This window comes from Flavobacterium sp., assembly GCF_032153895.1.
GTDB lineage: Bacteria > Bacteroidota > Bacteroidia > Flavobacteriales > Flavobacteriaceae > Flavobacterium.
Map to the genome: position 1 here is coordinate 24,923 of NZ_JALDYN010000010.1, position 24,325 is coordinate 49,247.

Consider the following 24,325-nt stretch of genomic DNA (forward strand, 5'->3'; position numbering starts at 1 on the left):
AATTTTAAAAATAAAACACTACGTAATTTTTCCGTAAGCATTATGGTTTTAAAAAAGGCAGATTTTACCTGCCTTTTTTAATATTATTTATTTGACAAGTAACTTTTGTTGCCATAGCAAATTGCCTTCTTTTCTTACTACGACCGTATAGATTCCAATCGGATATTCTTTTACTGAAAGCGAACTGCTTCCTGAAAAAGCATCTAAAACACTGCGGTGTACCAGCCTGCCTGTTACATCGTATAGTTCGACTGTTGCGTTGGCGGCTTCTGAAGTATATTGAAATGTAACCACATCGTTTGCTGGATTGGGATACATCGTGAAAAGCTTTTCTTTGTTGAAATCGTTAGTTGCCAAAGGCGTTACACAAATGCCTAAAGTTTGTTGTGGAGAAGTATAGTAAGTCGTATCGTAACTTGTCCCGTTACCAAATTCTCCATAATAGTTAGTTCCCCAATACCAAATAGTACCATCGGTTTTGGTAGCCATGTTCGTGCCAAAGTTTCTGTCATGTACCGTCGCCCAATTGGTATCTGTACCAATTTGTGTGGGGGTTGGACGATTAACAGAAGTACCATCCCCCAATTGCCCGTTGGTATTAACACCCCAAACCCACAAGGTACCGTCTGCTTTTACACCAGCGGCAGTTCCATCTCCGGCAGAAAAACTCTTCCAGATATCGGTGGAGATTTGTATTGGAATATTGCTCACCGATGGCGAGCTCGCAACACCCAAATAACCTCCCCCCCAAGACCATAGCGTACCGTCCTGCTTTTGAGCCAGTATCTTTTGTCCTCCTACACTCATTTTTGCCCAATCGGTATCGGTTCCTACTTGTGTAGGCGTGGAAACTGACGTTGTACTGGATCCCGAAACTATAATCGATGATGGGTTAGCCCCCCATCCCCAAATCGTCCCATTGGCTTTTATAGCGAAAGCTGTTCTGTTTGTTCCTGTTGCGATATCCACCCAATCGGTAGCCGTACCCACCTGAATAGGCGACAGCTGTTGTGGTGTGGCGGGCGCATTACCTGTTTGATACGTATCATTTTCCCCCCAAGCCCAAATGGTACCATCTGCTTTTAATGCAATGGTAAAAAAATAAGAGGGTGCCACTTTAACCCAATTGGTAGCTGTGGTAATCTGTTGAAAACTACTAAACTGCTGTGTAGTGGAGTTAACTCCCAGAGAGCCTAATTGATTATTCCCACAACCCCACAAAGTCCCGTTATTTTTAATAGCAAAGGTATTTACAACGCCATTGAAAACTTTATTCCAGTCGTTTGCCGCACCCAATTGAACCGGATTAGGCTCGGTTTCATTTGCAGTCATTAACTGACCTCCTTGACCATATCCCCAGCCCCACAAGGTTCCGTCTGCTTTTTTGGCAGTGGTATGACCACCTCCAAAGGTTACGCTCTCATAACACTGGGCGGTGACTGCTATTGAAAAGGTTAATAAAAAAATGCTAAGTATTTTTTTCATAAGACTGTAGCTTGGGGCAAAAAGTCGTATCATTTAATTCTTATCTAATTAATCCACTATAAGTTTTCCGCTCCAAAGCGTGCCCGTTTGCTGCTTTACCAAAACCATATAAATACCTGACGGATACTCCTTTACCGAAAGCGAGCTGCTTCCTGAAAAAGCATCTAAAACACTACTGTGTACCAGCCTGCCTGTTACATCGTATAGTTCGACTGCTGCGCTTGCGGCTTCTGAAGTATATTGAAATGTAACCACATCGTTTGCAGGATTGGGATACATGGTAAAAAGCTTTTCTTTGTTGAAATCGCTATTTGACAGTGGCGTTACACAAATACCTAAGGTTTGTGTTGGTGTCATGTATACATTCATATCGTAACTTATACCGTTACCAAACTCGCCGTAATAATTCAGTCCCCAGTACCAGATACTGCCATCGGTTTTGGTAGCCATGTTGGTTCCAAAATCTCTGTCATGTACGGTAGCCCAATTGGTATCCGTACCGATTTGTGTGGGAATTAAACGATTAGTCGACGTACCATCTCCCAATTGTCCGTTGGTATTAACACCCCAAACCCATAGCGTACCGTCTGCTTTTACTCCGGCAGAAGTTCCTGATCCGGCAGAAAAACTTTTCCAAACATCGGTGGAGATTTGTTGTGGAATGTTGGTTACCGATGGGCTCCCTCCAACTCCTAAGGCATCTCCACCACCCCAAGACCATAAGGTACCATCTTGTTTTTGAGCCAAGATATGCCCCACACCTACACTCATTTTTACCCAATCGGTAGCCGTTCCTACTTGGGTAGGCGTGGATACCGACACTGTACTGGATCCAGAGACTATAATCGATGAATCGTTTATTCCCCAGCCCCAAATCGTACCATTGGTTTTTATAGCAAAAGCTGTTCTGTCTGTTCCTGTGGCAATATCCACCCAATCGGTAGCTGTACCCACCTGAATAGGCGACAACTGTTGCGCAGTTGCGGGAGTATTCCCTAATTGATAATAATCATTTTGTCCCCAAGCCCAAATGGTGCCATCTGCCTTTAGAGCAATCGCAAAATGATAAGAGGGTGCCACTTTTACCCAATTGGTAGCCGTGGTAATCTGTTGGAAACTGGTAAAATACTGAGTAGTAGAATTAACACCTAAAGCTCCGTGCGTATTATTACCACACCCCCATAAAGTTCCGTTGTTTTTTATGGCGAAGGTGTTGATAGCACCATTGTAAACTTTATTCCAGTCGTTTGCCATACCCAATTGAATAGGATTGGGCTCGGTTTCATTTGGTGAAGACAACTCTCCATAGGAACCAAACCCCCAGCCCCACAAAGTCCCGTCTGCTTTTTTAGCGGTGGTATGCGCTCCTCCAAAGGTTACACTCTCATAACATTGGGCGGTGACTGCTATTGAAAAGGTTAATAAAAAAATGCTAAGTATTTTTTTCATAAGACTGTAGCTTGGGGCAAAAAGTCGTATCATTTAATTCTTATCTAATTACTCCACTATAAGTTTACCGCTCCAAAGCGTACCCGTTTGCTGTTTTACCAAAACCATATAAATACCTGACGGATACTCTTTTACCGAAAGCGAGCTGCCTCCTGAAAAAGCATCTAAAACACTGCGGTGTACCAGCCTGCCTGTTACATCGTATAGTTCGACTGTTGCGTTGGCGGCTTCTGAAGTATATTGAAATGTAACCACATCGTTTGCTGGATTGGGATACATCGTGAAAAGCTTTTCTTTGTTGAAATCGTTAGTTGATAGTGGCGTTACACAAATGCCTAGGGTTTGTGTTGGTGAGTAGTAAAAGTTTAAATCGTAACTTGTACCATTACCAAATTCTCCATAATAATTTCTTCCCCAATACCAAATACTCCCATCGGTTTTGGTAGCCATGTTGGTCCCAAAACTTCTGTCGTGCACAGTAGCCCAATTGGTATCCGTACCAATTTGTGTGGGAACTAAACGATTGGTAGAAGTACCCTCTCCCAATTGCCCGTTAGTATTAACTCCCCAAACCCACAGGGTGCCGTCTGCTTTTACACCGGAAGAAGTTCCTGATCCGGCAGAAAAACTCCTCCAGATATCGGTAGAGATTTGCTGCGGGATATTGGTAACTGAAGGCGTTCCTCCAACGCCTAAACAATCCCCTCCTCCCCAAGACCATAAAGTACCATCTTGTTTTTGAGCCAAGATATGTCCTCCTCCAACGCTCATTTTTACCCAATCGGTAGCCGTTCCTACTTGGGTAGGTGTAGATACTGAAGTTGGGCTCGAACCGGAAACTATAATCGATGTTGAGTTTGCTCCCCAGCCCCAAATCGTTCCATCTGCTTTTATGGCGAATGCGGTTCTGTTAGTTCCTGCTGCGATATCTACCCAATCCGTAGCTGTACCTACTTGTATCGGAGAAAGTTGTTGCGCTGTTGCCGGTGCATTTCCTGTTTGGTAAAAATCGTTTTGTCCCCAAGCCCAAATAGTCCCATCTGTCTTTAGAGCAATAGTAAAAAAATGAGAGGGCGCCACTTTAACCCAATTGGTAGCCGCGGTAATCTGCTGAAAACTGGTGAAATACTGTGTTGTAGAATTAACGCCCAAAGAACCTAATTCATTACTGCCACATCCCCATAGAGTCCCGTTGTTTTTGATAGCAAACGTGTTGATAGCCCCATTGTAAACTTTGTTCCAGTCGTTTGCCGCTCCCAATTGAACCGGATTAGGCTCGGTTTCATTTATTGAAGACAACTCTCCCCAGGCACCAAAGCCCCAGCCCCATAGCGTTCCGTCAGCTTTTTTGGCGGTGGTATGTCCCCCTCCAAAGGTTACACTCTCATAACACTGGGCAGTAATCGTAATGGAAAAAGCCAAGGATAAAATGCTGAGTATATTTTTTTTCATAAGCTAATAATTTAAAAAACAGGCAGGTTTTCCCTGCCTGTTTAAAGTTATTTTATTTGATAATTAACTTTTGCTGCCATAACACATTTCCTTCTTTTCGTACTACGACCATATACATACCGGCCGGATAGGAATCGATAGTTAACGTAACCGCTGTAGCTGATGAAGATACTGCTTTTTTAGCGATGCTTCTTCCCGTTAAATCAAAAATTTCAACGGTGGCTCCTGTTAATTGTGAGGCGTGTGCGACCGTAACCTGCGTAGCTGCAGGGTTTGGATACATGCTGAAATCACTCATTCCTCCCAAAAGAGCACCTCCATTTTTTTCCCCTTCATTACTATACGATTCTGGACATGCCGGTACTGTAACCGGGAAATCATAAATACAGTTTATATAGCCCTCTTCTGTAAGAATTGTACCTTGCAAGAACCATGTTAAAATACCTCCGTTAAACGGACTTTGCGGTATCACCGTAACTGGTACTATATTCTGTCCGGGCTGCAAGGTAAATGATGACGGTAATAACAATACCTGATTGGTATCCTCACTCAGAGTAACCTGATACGGCATGGCTAAGTCACTATAAATTACAAGCGTAAACGTAAAGGAACAATACAACGTATGATTAGGTTGTATGTCTTTTACATCAATGTATTTTATTTTACATTTCTCACAGTCTTTTCTGGTATACTCCAAAGTTCCGGACTCTAAAGAACATTTTCCGGTATTAATGGTTAAGGTATACGAAGCGCTTTGCGTTAAAGTATAATCGTCTGTAAAAGACTGTGAACCAGCAGCGTCTGATTGCCCATCGACATTCCAACTCCACTCCTCTAAAGGCAAGCTTGGCCCTATTAAATAATTAGATGTTGTTGAACAGTCTGAATAACAGCCTGTTGGAAAAATCCAGATGTAATTTTCAGGGTTTTTAGGCACATCGATTTGAGCCGATACACTACAACCGCCTACACTAGCCGTTACTTCATAAGGCCCTCCGTCATAAACCGTGATTGATGAACCTGTTTGTCCGTTGCTCCAATTGTAGCTTACATTAATACCATTGGAAGCTGTTGCGGTAAGATTTACATGATAATAGGGTTCGCATCCAATTTCTGCCTGGATATCTACCTGCTGAATTGCTTCATTGACCGTAATGTTTTGGGAAGCACTATTTTGACAGCCTTGCGCAGAAGTGACCACTACTGTTACCATGTAGGTATTTGGAGACAAGCCGCTAAACACCGCTTCCGTAAGATTATTAAACTGCGGATACGAACTACCATTTATATACCATTGAATGGCTGTAGCATTGGTATTTACTTTCATTACTACCGCTTCATTTTCACAAAAAATGGTATTCCCTATCAATTTAACCGTAGGCAAAACCTTAAACACCGGTTTTATTTGGGTAGGGGAATTGTACACACATCCATTACTGCTTTCAACTTTTACCCAGTAAAAATCGGAAGTGGTAACTGTTAATTGAGGGCTATTTGGTGCCCCAACTACAGGTTGGTTCCCTTTCATCCAAGTATAAGTCGCTACTGAACAATTATCATTGTTCGGAACATAGGTTAAAGTAACCGACTGTCCTTGACATACCGTCGCATTGCTTGGTGTTGCTACGATATCACCAAAGAAACACTCTTCAGGAATAGTAACGGGAACATCCAGAATACGACTACATCCGTACGGATTCGTCACTGTAACCGTTACATTGTAAGGGATAACTGATGGGCTAAATACCCTCGCAGGAGATAATAAAGTATTTGTAGCCCCATCACCAAAATTCCATTCTACTGTTGACCCAGGAGGAGGGGAAGGATTCAAAGCAAACGAAACAGGGGTATCGTGACATTGAACCTGTGTACCTTCATTAACAATTATATCCATAAAAGGGTCAATACCCTGTAATGGAACCGTATACTGCTTACTACAAACTATAGTAGGGGTTCCAGGATAAGTACCCTCAATTTCCAGCTTAAAAATGTAGTTACCCACCGGCAAGTTTTGCATTTCAAACACACTTAAACTTGGGTCGTAGGTTACCGGCCCTGTAAACGCTGGTGCATTCGAAAGTTTGTAATAAAAACGAATTTGTTGATTCCCTACCAGTGCAAAGAAATTACTGTTATCTATAAAATTAACATTAAACGTATTATTGTTGTCGTCACATTCTACCACATAAGAGAAGTCTGGCTCATACGGTATGACGACGTCTGTTATATTGGTTATGTACCCTGTACCACCTTGCGCGCAAGGATAGGTTACTTTGTGTATGATTTTATAATTACCCGGTTCTCCTGTTAACACCATACCGTTAATAGAATAATTAGCTGCTCCAGGGCCCACAACCAACCACTCTTGATTTAATGGGCTACCGGATGCTGTACCCTGAAACGTAATCTGACCGCAAGCACTTAAGTACGAGGTATTGGAAATTGTTGCTGCAATAGCACATTCTTCTGTACTAGGACATATTTGTGCAATAACAATAGGGTTGGACTCTCTTACACAGCCATTAGGATTTGTAGCCCTAAACGTATAGGTACCAAATCCCATACTTGGTGTAACGTATAAAATAGCCCCTATTTGTGCAGGATATAAGGCTACTCCATTTTTATACCACTCGAAACTTACCCCCGTAGTGTTAGACGACACGGTAATGGACGCATTAATTTCGGCGGCGTTACAAAATGCATTTGCCGAACTCGTTAAGGTGGCTATAGCCGGCGGATTCGGCAATACCGTTACGGTAACCGAAGCGGTATTGGTTTGACCACAACCATTGGCATTGGCGATAAATGCCGTTACTACCTGTCCTATATTAGTGGTTGAATTGTTATTGAATGTAGTGGAATGTGTAAAAACACCCGGTGCTGTCGTGAAAGTTCCAGATCCGAGATTCCAGGTTACTACATCTGTAGGTCCTAATGGAACCCCATTGGCTGATGAAACCGTAAACGTTACAGGATACAAACTTCCTGCACACACCGGATTGTTTGAAGCGGCAATGGCAATCTCAGCTTTTGGATATAAGGTGATTTGCTTCACGAACTGTGGCGCCGGAGCTAATGTACATTTACCAATAGTTACCACTAAATCTACTGTAGTTATCGTTGTAACATTATTCCAAGTAACGTCTACAGAATTGGTTCCTTGCCCGTTTGAAATACTTCCCAAGGTTGGGTTTGAAATACTCCAGGTGTAAGTGTCTCCATCTGTATGCAAAGTGGAAGTTCCTGTTTGCACTGCCTGATAACTTGCTAACGAATTGGCACAAACAGCCGAAAAATTCGATGAAATTGCCGCATTGACAGAAAGTTGGTTTACCGTAATGGTTTTAGGCTTGGAATAACACGAAATTGGATTTATTGTTTTCTGATACACCTTTATTGTAGCCGGGAATGTACCGTTAAATGTAATGTTAACCTGATTTCCTGTATCTGGCCCTGAAATCGTTCCGTTGGTTACTTCCCAATAATAATCGCTGGAAGGATTAGGGCTTAGTACTTCGTAGGTATAGGGAGAGTTCGGACAAACCTCCAAATCACCAAGCACTCCTGCAGGGGAGAATGGTCTTGGTATAACCGTGATAATCTTTTGCTTTGGCACACAGTAACCATTTCTTTGCGCCGTTAATATATAAATTCCCGCCTGAGTAAAATGATAGGTGAAATCTGTAAGCATATCTGCAGAATGAACATACGCACCTGTTGTAGTGGTTAAAGTCCAATTTACAGGAATCGCCGCACTATTGGTATATGTTGCTTGCTCAAATTGACAAACATGATCCGGTCCTTCAATTTCGATTGGTTCTGAAACATAAATTTGTAATTCTGCTTCTCCACCACAATGCAAGAGCGTGTTCATATAAGTCGCTCTTAAAACCAACAATCCTGTTGTAAGAGGATTAATAACCACTTCATTTCGTTGGTCGGTTAGGATAACCTCCGCCAAAGAATTCCCTACATTCCCGACAATTTCCCACTGAATGTCTGTTGTTGGCCATTGTGGCAGCTTATATCTTCCCTGCTCTTTTAAACACAACTCTTGAGGTCCTTGAATGGTTCCGTGGGTTTGTATAACTGGCACCTTAATGGTAGTAGGCGAGCCACAATCTAAATCACATCCTGTTGGGTCAAAAGTAACGTATCCGAATCCGGACTGATCTACAGCATCCCATAAAACTTCAACATTACCATGGCTTTGTGACAAAACCTGACCTCCCTGTACCGACCAATTGAATTCATGACACATCTCTGCAGCCTCAGCGGGCAAAGAATAAATAGCCGATTGTCCTTCGCAGATAACAGTTGGACATGAAATTTCAAATCCTGTATGCTTGACAAAAAAATCCAACTGATAAACACTTGAACAATTACATTCGTTGGTTACTGTTAAAATAGCACTATACTCCCCATCTTCTGTAAAAACCTGAGAAGGCTGAAAGGCGGCTGAATAGGTTACATTATTTGTCGAGATATTTTTAAATTCCCAATGGTAACTTACAATGCTTGTACCATTATTAGTTGTCGATAAATTAATGAAATTAACCGCTTGGTCTTTACAGAGTACAATTTCTTGGTATGGCAAATACTGTCCTAACGGAGCAATTTCAAACAAGGCCGTTGGTGTAAGAATTTTTTCTATGCACAACGTTTTTGTAATTATTGTAGAACCCGTTGTTATTGTAAATGTAAGCGAGCCAGTTCCTACAGCTCCCCAATTTACATTACATGAAGAACCAGTAGCATTTGCAACAACACCTCCACCAGCGCTCCAGGTAGTGGTAGCGCCTGCAGGCAAATTTGTTAACGTGTAATTTACCGAACTTAATTCGCAAAAACGAATACATTCTGACTCTTCTATATCCTCAATAAAAAGTCTTTTTTTGTCATCATACCCGTAGGTTTGACAACCGACTTCTTGATCCCAGTTAATAGCAAGCCCATTACTTACTTGTGAATATCCTTTTATACCACTCAAGAGTAAAAAGGAAAACAGAATTAAAACGAAAAGATTCTTTTGTTTAATTCTTTGTAGCTTTTCTATCATAAAAAATGTTCTTCTTTAAAATTAAACGTATCTGTTTCTTTTTCAACATTTTCTCCAGAAATTGGAATTTTCTCCTGCGACCATAGTAACGACGCGTGACCGAGAAAAAATAGCAACTGTAGTTTTTTCATAAATCAATATTTTTTTGTTAATAGATTTGAAACATAGCTATGTTTTGTAAAAATATTCTACTTTTTTATTTGTTTTGTAATAAAAACCTTGTTTTTTTGCAACAATTATTCAATATTTTGTTGTTTTTTCCTACATTGTCTTTTTTGGGTATTTTATAAAAAACTAGTTATAGATGAACTAATAATCTTACTCCTCTTTTTAAAAAACAAAAAATCCGAATGAGCATTAAAATTCTCATTCGGATTTATAGCATACAATTTTCCAGCTTCACATAACCAATAAGTGTAATATCGTCAAACAAAAAGTCCCGATGATTATCGGGACTTTTCTTTTATTGTTCTGGTGCAATTTCAATTTCCAAACCTTCCAACGCTTCCGTGATGTGAATTTGGCAACCTAATCGGGAATTCTCTTTTACGTGATAGGCCTCCCAAAGCATCGCTTCTTCTTCCGGATTGGGTTCTATCGGAACCACATCGTTTAAAACATAACACTGACAAGAAGCACACATGGCCATCCCACCGCAAATCCCAATAGTACCTTCTTCCGCTAATTCATAGGAACGGATAACTTCCATGACGTTCATGTTCATGTCGGTAGGTGCCTGAACTTCGTGGCGTACGCCGTTACGGTCGGTGATGTATATGGTAACGTCTTGTGACATATTAATCAATTGCTTTTACAACTGCTTTCTCCGCTTCTTTTCTTGTACCGTCGAAACCGTCAACGCCGGAAACTGTTGTATATTTCAATACGTATTTTTTCCCGGGATTCAATTTGTTGTATACCGATTGACACATTAAAGTTGCCTCGTGGAAACCACACAAAATCAGTTTTAATTTACCCGGATAAGTATTTACATCACCAATCGCATAAATCCCTTCGATATTCGTTTGATAATCCAGTGCATTGTTTACTACGATGGCATTTTTCTCAATTTCCAAGCCCCAGTGTGCAATTGGACCTAATTTTGGGGTTAATCCGAAAAGCGGAATCAGATAGTCGGTTTTGATGTTGCGGTGTGCGCCGTTTTCGTCGATATCGATGGATTCTAAATGTTCAGCTCCGTTTAAACCTACTACTTCGGCTGGCGTAATCAAATGAATTTTTCCAGCGTGTTTCAATTCCTGTACTTTTTCAACGGAATCCAAAGCACCACGGAACTCGTTTCTTCTGTGAATCAAAGTAACTTCCGAAGCAACATCTGCTAAGAAAATACTCCAATCTAAGGCTGAATCGCCTCCACCCGCAATAACAATTTTCTTGTCGCGGAACAATTCCGGATCTTTTACGAAATATTCCACACCTTTGTCTTCGTAGAATTCCAAATCTTCGATGATGGGTTTGCGCGGTTCAAAACTTCCTAAGCCTCCTGCGATTGCTACTGCTTTAGCTTTATGCTCTGTTCCTTTATTGGTCGTTACAATGAACGTACCGTCTTCTAATTTTTCGATTTTTTCGGCTACTTCGCCTAAAGTAAAACCGGGTTGGAATTGTTTGATTTGCTCCATTAAGTTGGTTACCAAATCACCCGCCAATACCGATGGGAATCCCGGAATATCGAAAATGGGTTTTTTAGGATACAATTCCGTTAACTGTCCTCCGGGTTGTGGCAGACCGTCTATAATGTGGCATTTTAATTTTAAAAGTCCGGCTTCAAAAACGGCAAAAAGCCCCGTAGGACCAGCACCGATGATGAGTATATCTGTTTCAATCATTTTTTTAAAGTTGCTGAGTAACTAAGTAACTGAGCTACAAAGTTAGTTCGTTATACATGCACCAAACATGATAATTGGTCAGGTTTGCGTGAGTGATGGGAGCGGCATCCTTTTATGGCGCGAAGCAGAATAAAAGATATAGCGTACAGCCCGACCCTTGTGGTCACGCCCAACTACTTAGGCTACGTTTACCACCGTTTCGATTTGTGGCGCATACTTTTTAATCGTAGTCTCCACACCTGCCTTCAAAGTCATTTGGTTGATTTTACAAGAAGTGCAAGCACCTTCCAAACGTACTTTTACATGTTTGCCTTCTTCGATATCCACCAAAGTGATGTCGCCGCCGTCGGAATTTAAGAACGGACGGATTTCTTCTAAGGCTTTTTCGATGTTGTTTTTCAATTCTTCCGTATTCATAACGCTGAATTATTTTTTCACGGCAGAACAACCTGCCATAGTGGTTATTTTAATTGCTTCGGTTGGTGGAAGGTTGTCGTTGCGACGAACGGTTTCTTCCACTACGCTTCTTGCTAATTCTTCAAATGCTACCTGAACCGGTGTAGCGGTTTGTAACGCTGCCGGACGACCGTAATCGCCAGCTTCACGAATGCTTTGTACAATTGGAACTTCACCCAAGAATGGTACATCTAAATCTTCTGCAAGGTTTTTGGCACCTTCTTTTCCGAAGATGTAATATTTGTTGTTTGGCAATTCTTCCGGTGTGAAATACGCCATGTTTTCGATGATTCCCAAAACCGGCACGTTGATGCTTTCGTTTTGGAACATCGCTACTCCTTTTTTAGCATCGGCAAGCGCAACGGCTTGTGGCGTACTTACGACAACAGCTCCCGTGATGGGTAACGATTGCATGATCGACAAGTGAATATCTCCGGTTCCCGGTGGCAAGTCTAATAACATAAAGTCTAGTTCACCCCAATCGGCATCGAAAATCATTTGGTTTAAGGCTTTGGCTGCCATAGGGCCTCTCCAAATTACCGCTTGATCCGGGCTGGTGAAGAATCCGATCGATAAGATTTCTACTCCGTAGCCAGTAATCGGTTTCATTTTGGATTTTCCGTCTACCTCAACAGAGATTGGCTTTGAACCTTCTACATCGAACATGATTGGCATGGACGGCCCGTAAATATCGGCATCCAAAACACCTACTTTAAAGCCCATATTGGCTAACGTTACTGCTAAATTGGCTGTAATGGTAGATTTTCCAACTCCGCCTTTTCCAGAAGAAACGGCGATGATATTGCTGATGCCCGGAATGGATTTTCCTTTGATTTGTGGTTTTTCGGGAGCCTCAACTTTGATGTTTACTTTTACTTTAGCTTTGTCGTATACCTTATCGTGAATCACTTTGATAATATCAACTTCTGCTCTTTTTTTGATGTGTAGTGCCGGTGTGGTTAACAACAAATCGACTACTACCTCGTCGCCGAAAGTGATTACGTTTTGAACCGCTCCGCTTTCGACCATATTTTTTCCTTCACCTGCAATGGAAATGGTTTCCAACGCGCTAAGGATTTCTTTTCTATCTAATTTCATGGTATTGTAAAATGCTTAAATCTTTCGGAATCAATTCTTTATTAAGACTGATTCTCGATTGCAAAGATAACTTGAAAAGTTGAATTGTAAGGCGGAAAAAAGGTAAAGTTTTGTGAAAAATAATCTTTAAAACTGGACTTCCGGTTGCCAAAAATGCTTTTCAAAATCGACAATTTGATTGTTCTTGACTTTCACACCTTCACTTTCGAGCAACTGCTGCATTAAATTGGTTCCGTCGAAATGGTGTTTTCCGGTTAAAACGCCGCTACGATTGACTACCCGATGCGCCGGAATATCCTCTTTTAAATGAGAGGCATTCATCGCCCAACCAACCATTCTAGCCGAACGTGCTGCACCTAAAGCTTTAGCGATTGCGCCATACGAAGTGACTTTTCCATACGGAATTTGTCGGGCAACATCGTAAACCCTTTCGAAGAAATTGTCGTTGGACTGACTCATATTAGCCTTTCAGAATTCGGATGAAAGTGATTACCGAAATAACCGCTGTTACCGTTCCGATGATGTAGTTACCGTTGGTCATTAAAAAAGAAGGTTTGTCTGTTTCTTTTTTCTTGAAGAAAAGGATGTACAGGTAAAACATCAGAAAAGAACCAACCATCGTTCCGATTACAAACAGTAAAATATACGACTGATTAAAGAAAAACCATCCTTTTCGCGAAAACCAAACGCTCAGAAAAACGTAATACGGTATCGGAAGTAAATTTAAAAACGACAACAGCATTCCTAAAAAGAAACGACTGGTTTTACTTTTCATTTTCAGTTCTTCGTCTTTGGCTTTTTTCTTCTTTTTTCCTGCCCAGAAAAAATATCCGGTTAGTCCGATAAAAATGAACAAGCCTACTTCCTGCAATAAAATTACCACATCCGGATTTCGGTCGATGAATTTGGCAAACAGCACCGAAATATAGGTCTGAAATAAAACGGTAACACTAGCACCTAAGGCAAAGACTAACGCTCGGTTTCGTCCGTCTACCGCACTTACTTTAGCTGCCGTCATATTGAGCAAACCCGGAGGCGCCACTCCTAAAGAAGCAGCTGTAAATCCTAATATGAGCGGCAAAAAGTAATTCATTTATTTAATTTTAAACTGAATGTAAGTTATGGCTTTATTTTGTTCCAAATACTGACTTTCGTAAAAAGTTTGAATGGCCGTAACCACTTCTGGTGAACCTTCGTTTTTATACACGTTATGATTGGCATAAATCACTTCATGTCCTTGCCCGTGCAATAAGCCTAACGTATAACCGTGCATGAATTCGCTGTCGGTTTTCAGGTTCATGATGCCGTTATGCTTCAATATTTTTTTATAGCGCTGTAAAAATTCCGAATTGGTCAAACGGTGTTTCGTACGCTTGTATTTGATTTGCGGATCGGGAAATGTAATCCAAATTTCATCGACTTCGCCTTCAGCAAAGCAATTTTCAATCAGTTCGATTTGGGTACGCAAAAACGCCACATTGTTCATTCCGTCTTCGACTGCTGTTTTAGCACCGCGCCAAAATCGGGCTCCTTTGATATCGACACCGATAAAATTTTTCTCGGGATAGCGTTCGGCCAAACCAACGGAATATTCTCCTTTACCGCAGCCTAACTCCAAAACCAACGGATGATTGTTCTTAAAAACTTCTTTATTCCACTTGCCTTTCAACGGAAATTCATCACCAATTACTTCTTCTCGCGTTGGCTGAAATACGTTTTGAAAGGTCGCGTTTTCGTTAAATCTTTTTAATTTATTTTTACTTCCCACAACTTAATTTAAATTTTTGGTAAAATTAAGGAAATATATACCAATAAAAATAACGTTACTTTGCACTTATTATTAATGCGCCAAATATATAAATTTAACCGAAACAAATTGGTTATGAAATAGTTAAGAAGATTTACAGACGATTATCTGCAAAAAATGCCAAAAAAAAGAATTCTAGTTGCACCGTTAAATTGGGGTTTGGGTCACGCCACCCGCTGTATTCCTATCATTGAAGCGCTCGAAAATCATAGTTTTGAACCCGTAATCGCTTCGGACGGTGTTGCTCTTGCGTTGTTAAAAAAAGAATTTCCACACTTGGAAGCCTTAGAACTGCCTTCTTATAAAATTGAATACGCGCAAAATGGTGAAAATTTTAAATGGAAACTGTTCAAACAAATCCCGAACATGTTCAGTGCAGTTCAAAACGAGCGCAAAAGAACCTTGCAATGGGTAAATGAACTGAAGTTGGACGGTATCATTTCCGATAATCGATTGGGGATTCATTCTTCGAAAATTCCATCGGTTTTTATCACGCATCAACTGAATGTACTGACCGGAAACACTTCTTGGCTGACGACAAAAATCCACCATTATTTCATTAAAAAATACAACATTTGCTGGATTCCTGACACTTCCGAAAAACCAAATCTTTCCGGAAAATTAGGACATCTGAAAAACAGCAGTCTGAATTTAAAATACATTGGTCCGTTAAGCCGAATCAAAAAAAAGAAAACCGCAACTCTTTATGATTTAATGGTTTTGCTCTCCGGTCCGGAACCGCAGCGTACTTTATTGGAAACCAAATTAAAAGAAGAATTAAAAAATTACGACGGCAACATTTTGTTTGTTCGCGGTGTGGTAGAATCGGAACAAAAAATCACACAACGTTTCAATATGACGTGTTGTAATTTCATGAATACCGAAGAATTGGAGCTGGCTTTCAACCAAAGCAAAGTAGTTTTGTCGCGCTCTGGTTACACCACCATCATGGATTTGGCCAAACTGGAGAAAAAAGCGTTCTTCATCCCAACACCAGGACAATACGAACAGGAATATCTCGCCAAAAAACTAAAGAAAAAAGGATTGGTTCCGAGTTGTAAACAAGACGATTTTAAAATCGAACGCCTTTTGGAAATTGATTTGTACCGAGGCTTGCAAGATGTTGGTAAAAACGATGTGAGCTGGAAAGAACTGTTTACCGTTTTCCAATAATTATTTGGATTTTTCGAGTGTAAAGGAAAATTCAGAACCGTATCCGTATTTACTTTCGATGTAAATTTTCTGATGATGGGCTTCTATGATGTGTTTTACGATTGACAAGCCTAAACCAGAACCACCTTCCGAACGTGCACCACTTTTATCTACGCGGAAAAAACGTTCAAACAAACGCGGAATGTATTGCTGCTGAATTCCTTCGCCGTTGTCGGTTACGCGAATGATGACTTTATTATTCACCAAATCTTCGATACTGACTTCGGTTGTTCCGTTTTCTTTTCCGTATTTAATGGAATTCATTACCAAATTGGTCAAAACCTGCTGGATTTTTTCTTCATCGCCCAAAACCATAACCGGCTTGGTGTATTTCATGTCGAACATGAGCATGATGTTTTTCTGATCGGCTTTCATTTCGAGTAAATCGAAGACATTCTGCACAACATCAACGATATTAAATTCGGAAAATTCGAGGTTCAAATCACCCACTTCCAATTTGGTAATCATGTCCAAATCTTTTACGATGTGGATTAGTCTTTCGACACCTTTTTCGGCTCGTTCCAGATATTTTTTGCGGATGGTTTTGTCGTTCATCGCGCCATCCAACAAAGTGGAAAGATAACCCTGAACAGTAAATAACGGGGTTTTTAACTCGTGGGAAACGTTTCCAAGAAATTCTCTTCGGTATTCTTCACGTACTTTTAAAGTTTCGATTTCGATTTTCTTTTCGCGGGCAAACTTCTGAACATCTTGTGTTAAGGTTGCCATATCGGTGGTAATCGGTTGATTTCGCAAAGTGGTCGAATCGAGAAGGGATACGTCGTCGTAGATTTTTTTTACTCGTTTGTAAATGAATTTCTCCACGCGAAACTGAAGCATAAAAAAAGAAAAGGAAAGGGTTGCCAACGCGAACAACCCTATGAATTGGTAATTGATTTCGAAAAATAAATACAATAAAATCGCCAATAAGCCGGTGACAAAAAGTGTTATATAAAACGACGATTTGATAGCAAATTTATACGACTTCTTAAAATTGATACTCATTTACAGTTCCAGCTTATAGCCTACTCCTTTTATGGTTTTAAATAAATCGTCTCCGATTTTTTCTCTTAATTTACGGATGTGAACATCGATGGTTCTTCCGCCCACAACTACTTCGTTACCCCAAACTTTATCTAAAATTTCTTCACGTTTGAATACTTTTCCAGGTTTTGAAGCTAATAAGTAGAACAATTCAAACTCTTTACGCGGTAAAACGATTTCGGTACCCGCATTGATGATTTTGTATTCTTCGCGGTTAATTTCAATATCCCCGATTTTAAGAACGTCACTTTTCTGTTCGTCTTCTTTTAAGCGGCGTAACAATGCCTTAACCTTACTTACCAGTACTTTTGGCTTGATAGGCTTAGCAATGTAATCGTCTGCACCGGCATCAAAACCTGCAACTTGTGAATAATCTTCGCTTCGTGCCGTTAAAAAAGTAATGATTACGTTAGCCAGTTCGGGCATTTTTCGGATGTTTTCGCAGGCTTCCATTCCGTCCATTTCCGGCATCATCACATCCATAATAATCAAATGGGGAAGTTCCTTCTTTGCTTTGGTAATCGCTTCTTTACCATTACTTGCGGTTACGATTTGGTAACCTTCCTGAGACAGATTGTATCCTACAATTTCCAGAATATCCGCCTCGTCATCAACCAATAAAATCTTAATGTCTTTCTTTTTCATAAATGTGACACTATTGTGTGTTTTCGGGATGTAAAGGTAAAGATAATATAAAACGCTATACGTTGTACATAGCGTGTTAACGATTATTTAATGTCTTAACGATTTGGTAATACATTCTGAACAAAACCATAACAGGCGAATAACATCCGATTAACTTGGCGAGAGTTCCTTTGCACCAAAATTAAAATAACACACACTAATGAAATTTAAATTTTTATTTGTCGCACTTTTTACCACTTTATTAGGTTTTGCCCAAAAAGGTACCGTTACCGGCGTAATTACCGATAAAGACATGAACAACGAAGTTCTTCCTTTTGCTACAGTAATGATTAAAGGAACCACAAATGGAATGAATACGGATGACAACGGAAGCTACTCCTTATCTGTATCTGAAGGAAGTCATGTATTGGTAATTTCTTTCTTAGGCTACGAAAGCGTTGAAGTTCCTTTTACCATCGCAGCTAACGAAACCAAAACCATCAACCAGGCTCTAGGTTCTAAGGGCGTTGAAATTGAAGATGTTATCATTAAAATAGAACAAAACCGAGAAAAAGAAACCGCTTTATTGGCTGAACAAAAGAAAGCGGTGGAAATCAAGCAAGCCATCGGAGCCCAGGAACTTTCCAGAAAAGGCATCAGTGATGTGGAAGAAGGTTTAACCAAAATCACCGGAATCACCAAAGCCGAATCTAAAGGTTTATTTGTACGTGGATTAGAAGATAGATACAACAACTTATTGATTAACGATTTACAGGCTCCATCGAACAGTCCATTTAAAAAAATCATTCCGTTGGATTTATTTCCTACTGATATTGTTGGTGTTTTAGAAGTTTATAAAACATTTAATCCTAATATTCCTGGAGATTTTGCCGGAGCAACCATTAATGTAGAAACCAGCGAACCAAAAGCGTCTCAAACAAAATTTAGCGTTGGTTTTGGTTATGTGACCAATAACAATGGTGGTGATTTCTTAATTTCCGAAACAGCTAACAGCACGCAAGGTTTTTTTGGTATTCAGAAAAAATACAGAGAATTACCTTCAGCTTACGGTTCTGTTGGAGCGTACAAATTAACTTCTGCAGAATACAAAGAAAGCTACAAAGACAATTCCTGGAATGTTGACAATGTTAGCGCGCCTATCAACAACAGCCTTAGTTTTAGTCATACAGACAAATTCAATCTTAAAAAAGGTTCATTCTCTTATTTATTATCTTTAAACGGAGAAAACAAATACCAAGTTAGAAAAGGTATTGAGCGTAACTTCACGGAAGGTCTCGGAGAATACAACAACGATTTATACTCACAAAGTTTCAGCTATCAAACAAGTACTTCTGCTTTAGTTGCCTTAAAATACAAATCAGACCGTTTTCAGGTAGCTACCAATTCAATCTACATCAGAACAACTGACAACTTAATTAAAGATCAGTTTGGTGTTTTTTCGAATCAGAAAATTAATCCGAATCGTTTGGTTAGAACCAATCAATTTGAACAAACCGATTATTTCAACAATCAGTTGTTGCTTAATTACAAACTGACTTCCGACGACAAGCACAGTTTAAAAGGCGGAATCTCTTATGTGAAAACTTTATACGAACTACCGGATAGAAAATTCTTAGACGGAAACGTGAACCCTGACGGAACTTTTCAAAATTCTTACGGAGGAAACACGTTAAACCGCCAGCATTTTAATATCAAAGGAAATTATTATATCAGTGGTTTATTAGAGTACAAACTTAACTTTGGAAAAGAAGTAAACAACAAAACGAATAATTTAACTTTAGGATTCAACTCATACAGAAACAGTATCACTTCTAACTATAGATTCTTCTCAACCAGAGCTTTAAACGGAAGTTACACCGTAACTACTTCTCTGAACGACATTAACGAGCAAATTTTATCCGATATTGAAAGCGGACTGGTATTCGAAAGAGAAGAATCAACCGGAGATTACAAAGTAAAATTGAATCAGTTTGTAAATGCGGGTTATGGAAATGTTTTCTTTAACTTATCAGAGAAAATGGAAATTAACGGTGGAGTTCGTTTTGAAACTTCAGACAGAACCATAAAATACCGCGACATTTCTGACTCATTCACCAATCCGTACCGAAAAATTACGGAAACCAAGAATTACATCCTGCCATCGGTTAATACAAAATACACCTTAACAGATAAAGCTAACTTACGATTCGCAGCATCACAAACCATTACCAGACCTGTCTTGATGGAAGTTTTACCGGTTCAGTTTGTAAACCCTGACGGAACGGTTGAAAGAGGAAACAGCAGTCTTGAAGACACGAAAAACATCAATGTCGATTTGAAGTATGAATTTTTTACAGACAAAAAAGACATGATTGCCATAGGTCTTTACGGAAAAAACATTCAGGATCCTATCGAAAGAATCTTTGTACCGAGTGCAACACAAATTACCACTTTCCAAAATTCAAAATCTGCTAATTTATATGGTGCCGAAGCGGAATTCATCTTCAACATGGCCCATTTATCGGAAAGTCTTGAAAATTTCTCTGTAGGTGTAAACGGTTCGTTCATGAAAACAGAAGTTGATCTTACTGAGACAAACAAACAATTCGAAAAAAGAGACAGCCGTGAGTTGCAAGGAGCTTCAAACTGGGTTTTAAACGCAGATGCCAAATACGAATTCGACTTAGGGAAAAATGTTAAAAACACTGTTTCGTTAGTATACGGAGTAAAAGGAAAAAACATCTATGCGGTTGGAACAGCCGGATTAGACAACATCTACGAATTGCCATTCCATAAACTAGATTTTGTTTACACCAGTAAATTAACCGAAAACATTAGCGCAAAATTCTCAGCTGACAACATTTTAAACCCATACCAGCGTTTTGAATTGGGCGATGAAAGCAAAGTACAAATCTCGGAATCCTCTTTAATTTTAAAAGAATACAAAAAAGGAGTTGGTCTAAGTTTGAGTTTAAGTTATACCTTCTAATACAAATCCTGCTTCGGCAGGATTTTTTGTTTACAGAAATTTTACATTACTAAAAATTCTTAAAAATTTGGTAATAGTACGCTAACCCTAACCTTATTAAGCACTTATACATTTGTCATAACAAAATAAAAAACTACACAATGAAAAAATTAGTATTAAGCTTAGCTGTTTTAAGTTTATTATTTACAGGATGTTCAGAAGACGATGAAACAATTACTCCTGTAACACCTGCAACCGGAGAAATCTCAGGAGATGTTACTGCCAGCAAAAACTACGCTTTCGGTAATTATACTTTATCAGGAATTGTACGCATTAAATCGGGTGCTACTGTTACTTTTGATGCGGGATCAACAATCACGGCTAACAATGCAAACGGTGTAGATGCTTTAGTAGTAGAAAATGGTGGTAAATTAATCATCAACGGAACTGCTGCTGAACCTGTAGTATTTACAGAAGCTTCTATGACACCAGGTTCTTGGGGTGGAATCATTATGTATGGTGATGCACCTATTGTAGGAGCAAGTGGCGTTACAACTGCAACTTCAGAAGATGGTTTATTTTTACCTTACGGAGGTACAAATTCTGCACACAACGGAGGTTCTTTAAAATATGTACGAGTGGAGTACGCTGGTAAAAAAATCACTGACGGAACAAGCGAAATGAACGGTTTCTCTTTCTACTCAGTGGGTTCTGGAACAGTTTTACAAAACTTAGTTTCTTATAAAGGTGCTGATGATGGTTTCGAATTTTACGGAGGTACTGTAAATGCAACCAACCTAATCGCTTACGGAAACTATGACGATTCTTTCGACTGGCAAGACGGATGGAGAGGTGAAATGAACTCCAACTGGTATGCTTACCAAACCGGAACTGGTAACTTTGGTATGGAAATCGAAGCAAAATCAGTTAACAACGCTTTCGGACCAAAAGTAAGCAACATTACTTTAAAAAGAGCTGTTGGAACATTAACTGAAAACGGTGCTGCTGAGTATGATGCCATCCAATTCAAAAAACAAGGTAATGGAGAATATATCAATGTTTTAATTGAAGGATACGATAACGCTAGCGCTGTAGCAGTAAGAATTCAGGATGCTGCTACTAATACCGATCAGGTAACAGGTAACAAAATCAAATTAACTGGTGTTAAAATTATGGGTACAACTCCTCAATATGGCGCAGGTGCTGATTTCACAATTGCCTTCCCTACAGGACAGTACACAACTAACACTACAGCAACAGGAGCCTCATTATCAGCAGGAGCTTGGACTACTGTAAACGGTGTAAACTTATTACAATAATTCCTAAAATTGTCACAAAAAAGGCGCTCCGACAAGAGCGTCTTTTTTTTGGCACATATTTTGAAAATTATTTACTATATTTACACAATAATTAACCGTATGAAGAAAAATTACGTTTATAGTATCCTTATCGCACTTTTCTTATTCACACTTGACGCTAGCGCTCAAGAGGGTAAGAGTTCTTCTTATGGGAAAATCCAGGAAAACACCATTGAAGGGTTAAGCATTTATCCGAACCCGGTTTCCGGAGAACGTATTTTCATTACTACCAAAGCAAACACCGAAAAAGAAGTAGAGATTTTCGACGTTTTAGGCAAGCGTGTTTTACAGGCAACCTTAAGCGCCAAAGAATTATTTATCGGAAACATTTCTCCTGGTGTTTACATCATTAAAATCAAAGAAGGCGAAGCTGCTGCTACCAGAAAATTAATTATCAGATAGTTATACGTTCTTCGTAATTCCTCTCTTAACCATAATTTTACATTAAAAGTTTTACAAATTCGTAAATACTCTATATCTTTGTTGTCCAATTTTTTAAAATCATTTCAATATGAAGAAAATTTACTTATTATTGTTTACCCTAGCTTTTTCTTCCTTAAGTTTCGGTCAGACAGAAATATTCAATGATGGCTTAAATTATGATTTTGCCACCGCACCACTTCTAACCAGCAACGGATGGAATCAAGTAGGAGGCGTTGCTACCAATCCTATCTCTGTTGGAAACAACAATGGGCTTGTTTATGCCGGATACAACGATGGCGCTTCAAGTTACACAGGACAGACGTCAGGAAATGCTGCAGAAGTAGTAAACAATGGTCAAGATGTTATCAAAAATTTTACTGCTGTAACAACTGGTAGTTTGTATTACACTTTATTAGTAAACGTTACTGACGCTGCTACACCAGAAGGTTATTTTACTCACCTAAACAACGGTAGTACCTTCACAGCAAGAGTTTTCGTAAGAGCATCTGCAACAACCGGAAAAATCAACTTTGGAGTTTCAAATAGCTCAACTGGGGTTTACAGTCCGGTTGATTACAACCCAAACACAACATACTTATTGGTTATAAAAGAAGAGATTGGCGCTTCAGCCCCTGTAAAATTATGGGTTTTTGAAGGAGGTAATATGCCGGCTACGGAAGCAACAGTTCCAGCTGTAGTTACCACTTCAGGTTCAGGTGTAACTCAAGTTAACGGAATAAGTCTTAGACAATACAACGACAGCCAAGTAACCATTGTAGATGGTCTATACATTAGCGATACTTGGTTTGGAACAACACCTTGTGATCTAGTATTAGGCACTGAAGTTGCCACTTGTGATGCTGTAACTTTAGCAATTGACACATACAGTGTAACCATTCCATATACAGGCGGTGCAACAGGAACCTACAATTTATCAGCTAATGCAGGTACTGTCGGTGGAGATAACCCAACAACAACTGCAGCCGGAAACATCACAATTACAAATATTCCTGAAGGCACAAGTGTTACATTAACCATTACAGGAGCATGCGGATTGTCTAAATCGATTGCTGCATCTGAATGTAAACCAGAAAACACATTACCATATAACGAACCATTCAACTATACGCCTGCAACGGCTTTAGGCACAACGCAAATGTGGAGTACTCTTAACACAGGAGATGATATTGTAGCCGCATCTGGAAACTTGACATATCCTGGCATTACTTCTACAGGAAACTCAATTACTTTTGCTGGTCAAGGAGCTGATGCTAGAACTCCTTTAGCACCAGTGAATTCTGGAACAATTTACGCTTCCTTCATAGCAAACGTAACAGATGTTTCTACAGTTGTAAACGATTTGACTGATGTGACTTATTTCGCATTATTTGATGCAAGTTCATCATCATTCACAAATGCTCGTGTATGGCACAGAAGAAACGGAACACAGTCGCAATTCGGTATCGGAACTACAGCCTTATCTTCAAGCGTTGTATGGTCTTCAAACCTACACACTCCTGGAACTCCAATATACTTAGTTTTAGGATATGATTTTGCAACAGGACTTGTTACTTTAACCGAAAATCCAACGATTGGAGGAACAGCTTCACCTTCTGTATCTGTAACAATCGGTTCATTAATTGGCACTATCGGAGGTTTCGCACTTCGTCAGGACTCAGCAAACACAACTCCTAACATCATCATCGACGAGTTAAGAATTGACACAACACCTAACTTTACTTTAGGAACTTCAACTTTCAACAACATTTCAGGATTGAACGTTTACCCTAACCCGGCTAACGATTTCTTACACATCACTACAGCGGCTAACGGGGTTAAAAACGTAGCAATTTATGATGTAGTTGGAAAAGAAGTGTTAAATACAACAACTGCAAACGAAACTATCAACGTTTCTTCTTTAAACGCAGGTATTTACATGGTTAAAATTACTGAAGAAGGAAAAACGGCTACTAGAAAACTAGTAATCAAGTAATCCATTCTTACTTTATAAAGAAAGCACCGGCGAAAGTTGGTGCTTTT

The 24,325-nt window shown here is 39.7% G+C and carries 19 protein-coding genes; 5 read left to right on the forward strand and 14 right to left on the reverse strand.

Annotated elements, in window-relative coordinates:
* Positions 1 to 87 precede the first annotated feature (87 nt).
* The 12 genes from RUH60_RS05630 to trmB all read right to left on the reverse strand — a co-directional run bounded on the left by RUH60_RS05630 (position 88) and on the right by trmB (position 14,617).
* Complete coding sequence (locus RUH60_RS05630; RefSeq protein WP_313806289.1) at positions 88 to 1,485, reverse strand: T9SS type A sorting domain-containing protein; 1,398 nt, start codon at positions 1,483 to 1,485, stop codon at positions 88 to 90.
* A gap of 48 nt (positions 1,486 to 1,533) precedes the next feature.
* On the reverse strand, positions 1,534 to 2,934 hold the full coding sequence (locus tag RUH60_RS05635; protein ID WP_313806291.1) for a T9SS type A sorting domain-containing protein: 1,401 nt from the start codon (positions 2,932 to 2,934) through the stop codon (positions 1,534 to 1,536).
* Positions 2,935 to 2,982: 48 nt separating this feature from the next.
* Positions 2,983 to 4,386: a T9SS type A sorting domain-containing protein gene (locus RUH60_RS05640; RefSeq protein ID WP_313806292.1), complete on the reverse strand. Its 1,404-nt coding sequence runs from the start codon at positions 4,384 to 4,386 to the stop codon at positions 2,983 to 2,985.
* A gap of 52 nt (positions 4,387 to 4,438) precedes the next feature.
* Positions 4,439 to 9,445 carry a T9SS type A sorting domain-containing protein gene (locus RUH60_RS05645; RefSeq protein WP_313806294.1) on the reverse strand — a complete coding sequence of 1,669 codons (5,007 nt, stop codon included), beginning with the start codon at positions 9,443 to 9,445 and terminating at the stop codon, positions 4,439 to 4,441.
* Positions 9,442 to 9,576, reverse strand: coding sequence for a hypothetical protein (locus RUH60_RS05650; protein ID WP_313806296.1), 135 nt, complete (start codon positions 9,574 to 9,576; stop codon positions 9,442 to 9,444). Before RUH60_RS05650 ends, RUH60_RS05645 begins: the two co-directional genes overlap by 4 nt.
* Positions 9,577 to 9,908: 332 nt before the next feature.
* Positions 9,909 to 10,241: a 2Fe-2S iron-sulfur cluster-binding protein gene (locus RUH60_RS05655; protein ID WP_313806298.1), complete on the reverse strand. Its 333-nt coding sequence runs from the start codon at positions 10,239 to 10,241 to the stop codon at positions 9,909 to 9,911.
* 1 nt (position 10,242) lies between these two features.
* Positions 10,243 to 11,295: an NAD(P)/FAD-dependent oxidoreductase gene (locus RUH60_RS05660; protein WP_313806300.1), complete on the reverse strand. Its 1,053-nt coding sequence runs from the start codon at positions 11,293 to 11,295 to the stop codon at positions 10,243 to 10,245.
* Positions 11,296 to 11,472: 177 nt separating this feature from the next.
* Positions 11,473 to 11,712 carry a NifU family protein gene (locus RUH60_RS05665; RefSeq protein ID WP_313806302.1) on the reverse strand — a complete coding sequence of 80 codons (240 nt, stop codon included), beginning with the start codon at positions 11,710 to 11,712 and terminating at the stop codon, positions 11,473 to 11,475.
* Positions 11,713 to 11,721: 9 nt separating this feature from the next.
* Positions 11,722 to 12,849 (reverse strand): Mrp/NBP35 family ATP-binding protein, encoded by a 1,128-nt coding sequence (locus RUH60_RS05670; RefSeq protein ID WP_313806304.1) that lies wholly within the window; start codon positions 12,847 to 12,849, stop codon positions 11,722 to 11,724.
* 126 nt (positions 12,850 to 12,975) lie between these two features.
* Positions 12,976 to 13,308 carry an MGMT family protein gene (locus RUH60_RS05675; protein WP_313806305.1) on the reverse strand — a complete coding sequence of 111 codons (333 nt, stop codon included), beginning with the start codon at positions 13,306 to 13,308 and terminating at the stop codon, positions 12,976 to 12,978.
* A gap of 1 nt (position 13,309) precedes the next feature.
* A complete protein-coding gene (locus tag RUH60_RS05680; protein ID WP_313806307.1) occupies positions 13,310 to 13,942 on the reverse strand; it encodes a LysE family transporter in 633 nt (210 codons plus the stop codon).
* A complete protein-coding gene (gene trmB, locus RUH60_RS05685) occupies positions 13,943 to 14,617 on the reverse strand; it encodes a tRNA (guanosine(46)-N7)-methyltransferase TrmB (RefSeq protein WP_313806309.1) in 675 nt (224 codons plus the stop codon).
* A gap of 156 nt (positions 14,618 to 14,773) precedes the next feature.
* Here trmB and RUH60_RS05690 point away from each other — a divergent pair, with 156 nt between their 5' ends.
* Entirely contained in the window at positions 14,774 to 15,829 is a 1,056-nt protein-coding gene (locus tag RUH60_RS05690) for a glycosyltransferase (protein WP_313806311.1), read from the forward strand.
* Here RUH60_RS05690 and RUH60_RS05695 read toward each other — a convergent pair whose 3' ends face one another.
* Both RUH60_RS05695 and RUH60_RS05700 read right to left on the reverse strand, forming a co-directional pair.
* Entirely contained in the window at positions 15,830 to 16,873 is a 1,044-nt protein-coding gene (locus tag RUH60_RS05695; protein WP_313806313.1) for a sensor histidine kinase, read from the reverse strand. It abuts the gene before it with no gap.
* Positions 16,874 to 17,557 (reverse strand): response regulator transcription factor, encoded by a 684-nt coding sequence (locus tag RUH60_RS05700; protein WP_313806315.1) that lies wholly within the window; start codon positions 17,555 to 17,557, stop codon positions 16,874 to 16,876.
* 199 nt (positions 17,558 to 17,756) lie between these two features.
* Here RUH60_RS05700 and RUH60_RS05705 point away from each other — a divergent pair, with 199 nt between their 5' ends.
* The 4 genes from RUH60_RS05705 (at position 17,757) to RUH60_RS05720 (ending at position 24,278) form a co-directional block, all read left to right on the forward strand.
* The gene (locus tag RUH60_RS05705; protein ID WP_313806317.1) at positions 17,757 to 20,525 is read left to right on the forward strand and encodes a TonB-dependent receptor; all 2,769 of its coding nucleotides are present in this window, start codon (positions 17,757 to 17,759) and stop codon (positions 20,523 to 20,525) included.
* A 140-nt stretch (positions 20,526 to 20,665) separates the two neighbouring features.
* Positions 20,666 to 21,823 (forward strand): hypothetical protein, encoded by a 1,158-nt coding sequence (locus RUH60_RS05710; protein WP_313806319.1) that lies wholly within the window; start codon positions 20,666 to 20,668, stop codon positions 21,821 to 21,823.
* 99 nt (positions 21,824 to 21,922) lie between these two features.
* Positions 21,923 to 22,264 (forward strand): T9SS type A sorting domain-containing protein, encoded by a 342-nt coding sequence (locus RUH60_RS05715; RefSeq protein WP_313806321.1) that lies wholly within the window; start codon positions 21,923 to 21,925, stop codon positions 22,262 to 22,264.
* Between the two features lie 109 nt (positions 22,265 to 22,373).
* Positions 22,374 to 24,278 (forward strand): T9SS type A sorting domain-containing protein, encoded by a 1,905-nt coding sequence (locus tag RUH60_RS05720; RefSeq protein ID WP_313806322.1) that lies wholly within the window; start codon positions 22,374 to 22,376, stop codon positions 24,276 to 24,278.
* Positions 24,279 to 24,325: the final 47 nt, after the last annotated feature.

What these genes read in the sequence shown, in the direction of transcription:
- RUH60_RS05630 (WP_313806289.1), bottom strand. Translation starts at nt 1,485, where the DNA reads ATGAAAAAAATACTTAGCATTTTTTTATTAACCTTTTCAATAGCAGTC.
- RUH60_RS05635 (WP_313806291.1), bottom strand. Translation starts at nt 2,934, where the DNA reads ATGAAAAAAATACTTAGCATTTTTTTATTAACCTTTTCAATAGCAGTC.
- RUH60_RS05640 (WP_313806292.1), bottom strand. Translation starts at nt 4,386, where the DNA reads ATGAAAAAAAATATACTCAGCATTTTATCCTTGGCTTTTTCCATTACG.
- RUH60_RS05645 (WP_313806294.1), bottom strand. Translation starts at nt 9,445, where the DNA reads ATGATAGAAAAGCTACAAAGAATTAAACAAAAGAATCTTTTCGTTTTA.
- RUH60_RS05650 (WP_313806296.1), bottom strand. Translation starts at nt 9,576, where the DNA reads ATGAAAAAACTACAGTTGCTATTTTTTCTCGGTCACGCGTCGTTACTA.
- RUH60_RS05655 (WP_313806298.1), bottom strand. Translation starts at nt 10,241, where the DNA reads ATGTCACAAGACGTTACCATATACATCACCGACCGTAACGGCGTACGC.
- RUH60_RS05660 (WP_313806300.1), bottom strand. Translation starts at nt 11,295, where the DNA reads ATGATTGAAACAGATATACTCATCATCGGTGCTGGTCCTACGGGGCTT.
- RUH60_RS05665 (WP_313806302.1), bottom strand. Translation starts at nt 11,712, where the DNA reads ATGAATACGGAAGAATTGAAAAACAACATCGAAAAAGCCTTAGAAGAA.
- RUH60_RS05670 (WP_313806304.1), bottom strand. Translation starts at nt 12,849, where the DNA reads ATGAAATTAGATAGAAAAGAAATCCTTAGCGCGTTGGAAACCATTTCC.
- RUH60_RS05675 (WP_313806305.1), bottom strand. Translation starts at nt 13,308, where the DNA reads ATGAGTCAGTCCAACGACAATTTCTTCGAAAGGGTTTACGATGTTGCC.
- RUH60_RS05680 (WP_313806307.1), bottom strand. Translation starts at nt 13,942, where the DNA reads ATGAATTACTTTTTGCCGCTCATATTAGGATTTACAGCTGCTTCTTTA.
- RUH60_RS05690 (WP_313806311.1), top strand. Translation starts at nt 14,774, where the DNA reads ATGCCAAAAAAAAGAATTCTAGTTGCACCGTTAAATTGGGGTTTGGGT.
- RUH60_RS05695 (WP_313806313.1), bottom strand. Translation starts at nt 16,873, where the DNA reads ATGAGTATCAATTTTAAGAAGTCGTATAAATTTGCTATCAAATCGTCG.
- RUH60_RS05700 (WP_313806315.1), bottom strand. Translation starts at nt 17,557, where the DNA reads ATGAAAAAGAAAGACATTAAGATTTTATTGGTTGATGACGAGGCGGAT.
- RUH60_RS05705 (WP_313806317.1), top strand. Translation starts at nt 17,757, where the DNA reads ATGAAATTTAAATTTTTATTTGTCGCACTTTTTACCACTTTATTAGGT.
- RUH60_RS05710 (WP_313806319.1), top strand. Translation starts at nt 20,666, where the DNA reads ATGAAAAAATTAGTATTAAGCTTAGCTGTTTTAAGTTTATTATTTACA.
- RUH60_RS05715 (WP_313806321.1), top strand. Translation starts at nt 21,923, where the DNA reads ATGAAGAAAAATTACGTTTATAGTATCCTTATCGCACTTTTCTTATTC.
- RUH60_RS05720 (WP_313806322.1), top strand. Translation starts at nt 22,374, where the DNA reads ATGAAGAAAATTTACTTATTATTGTTTACCCTAGCTTTTTCTTCCTTA.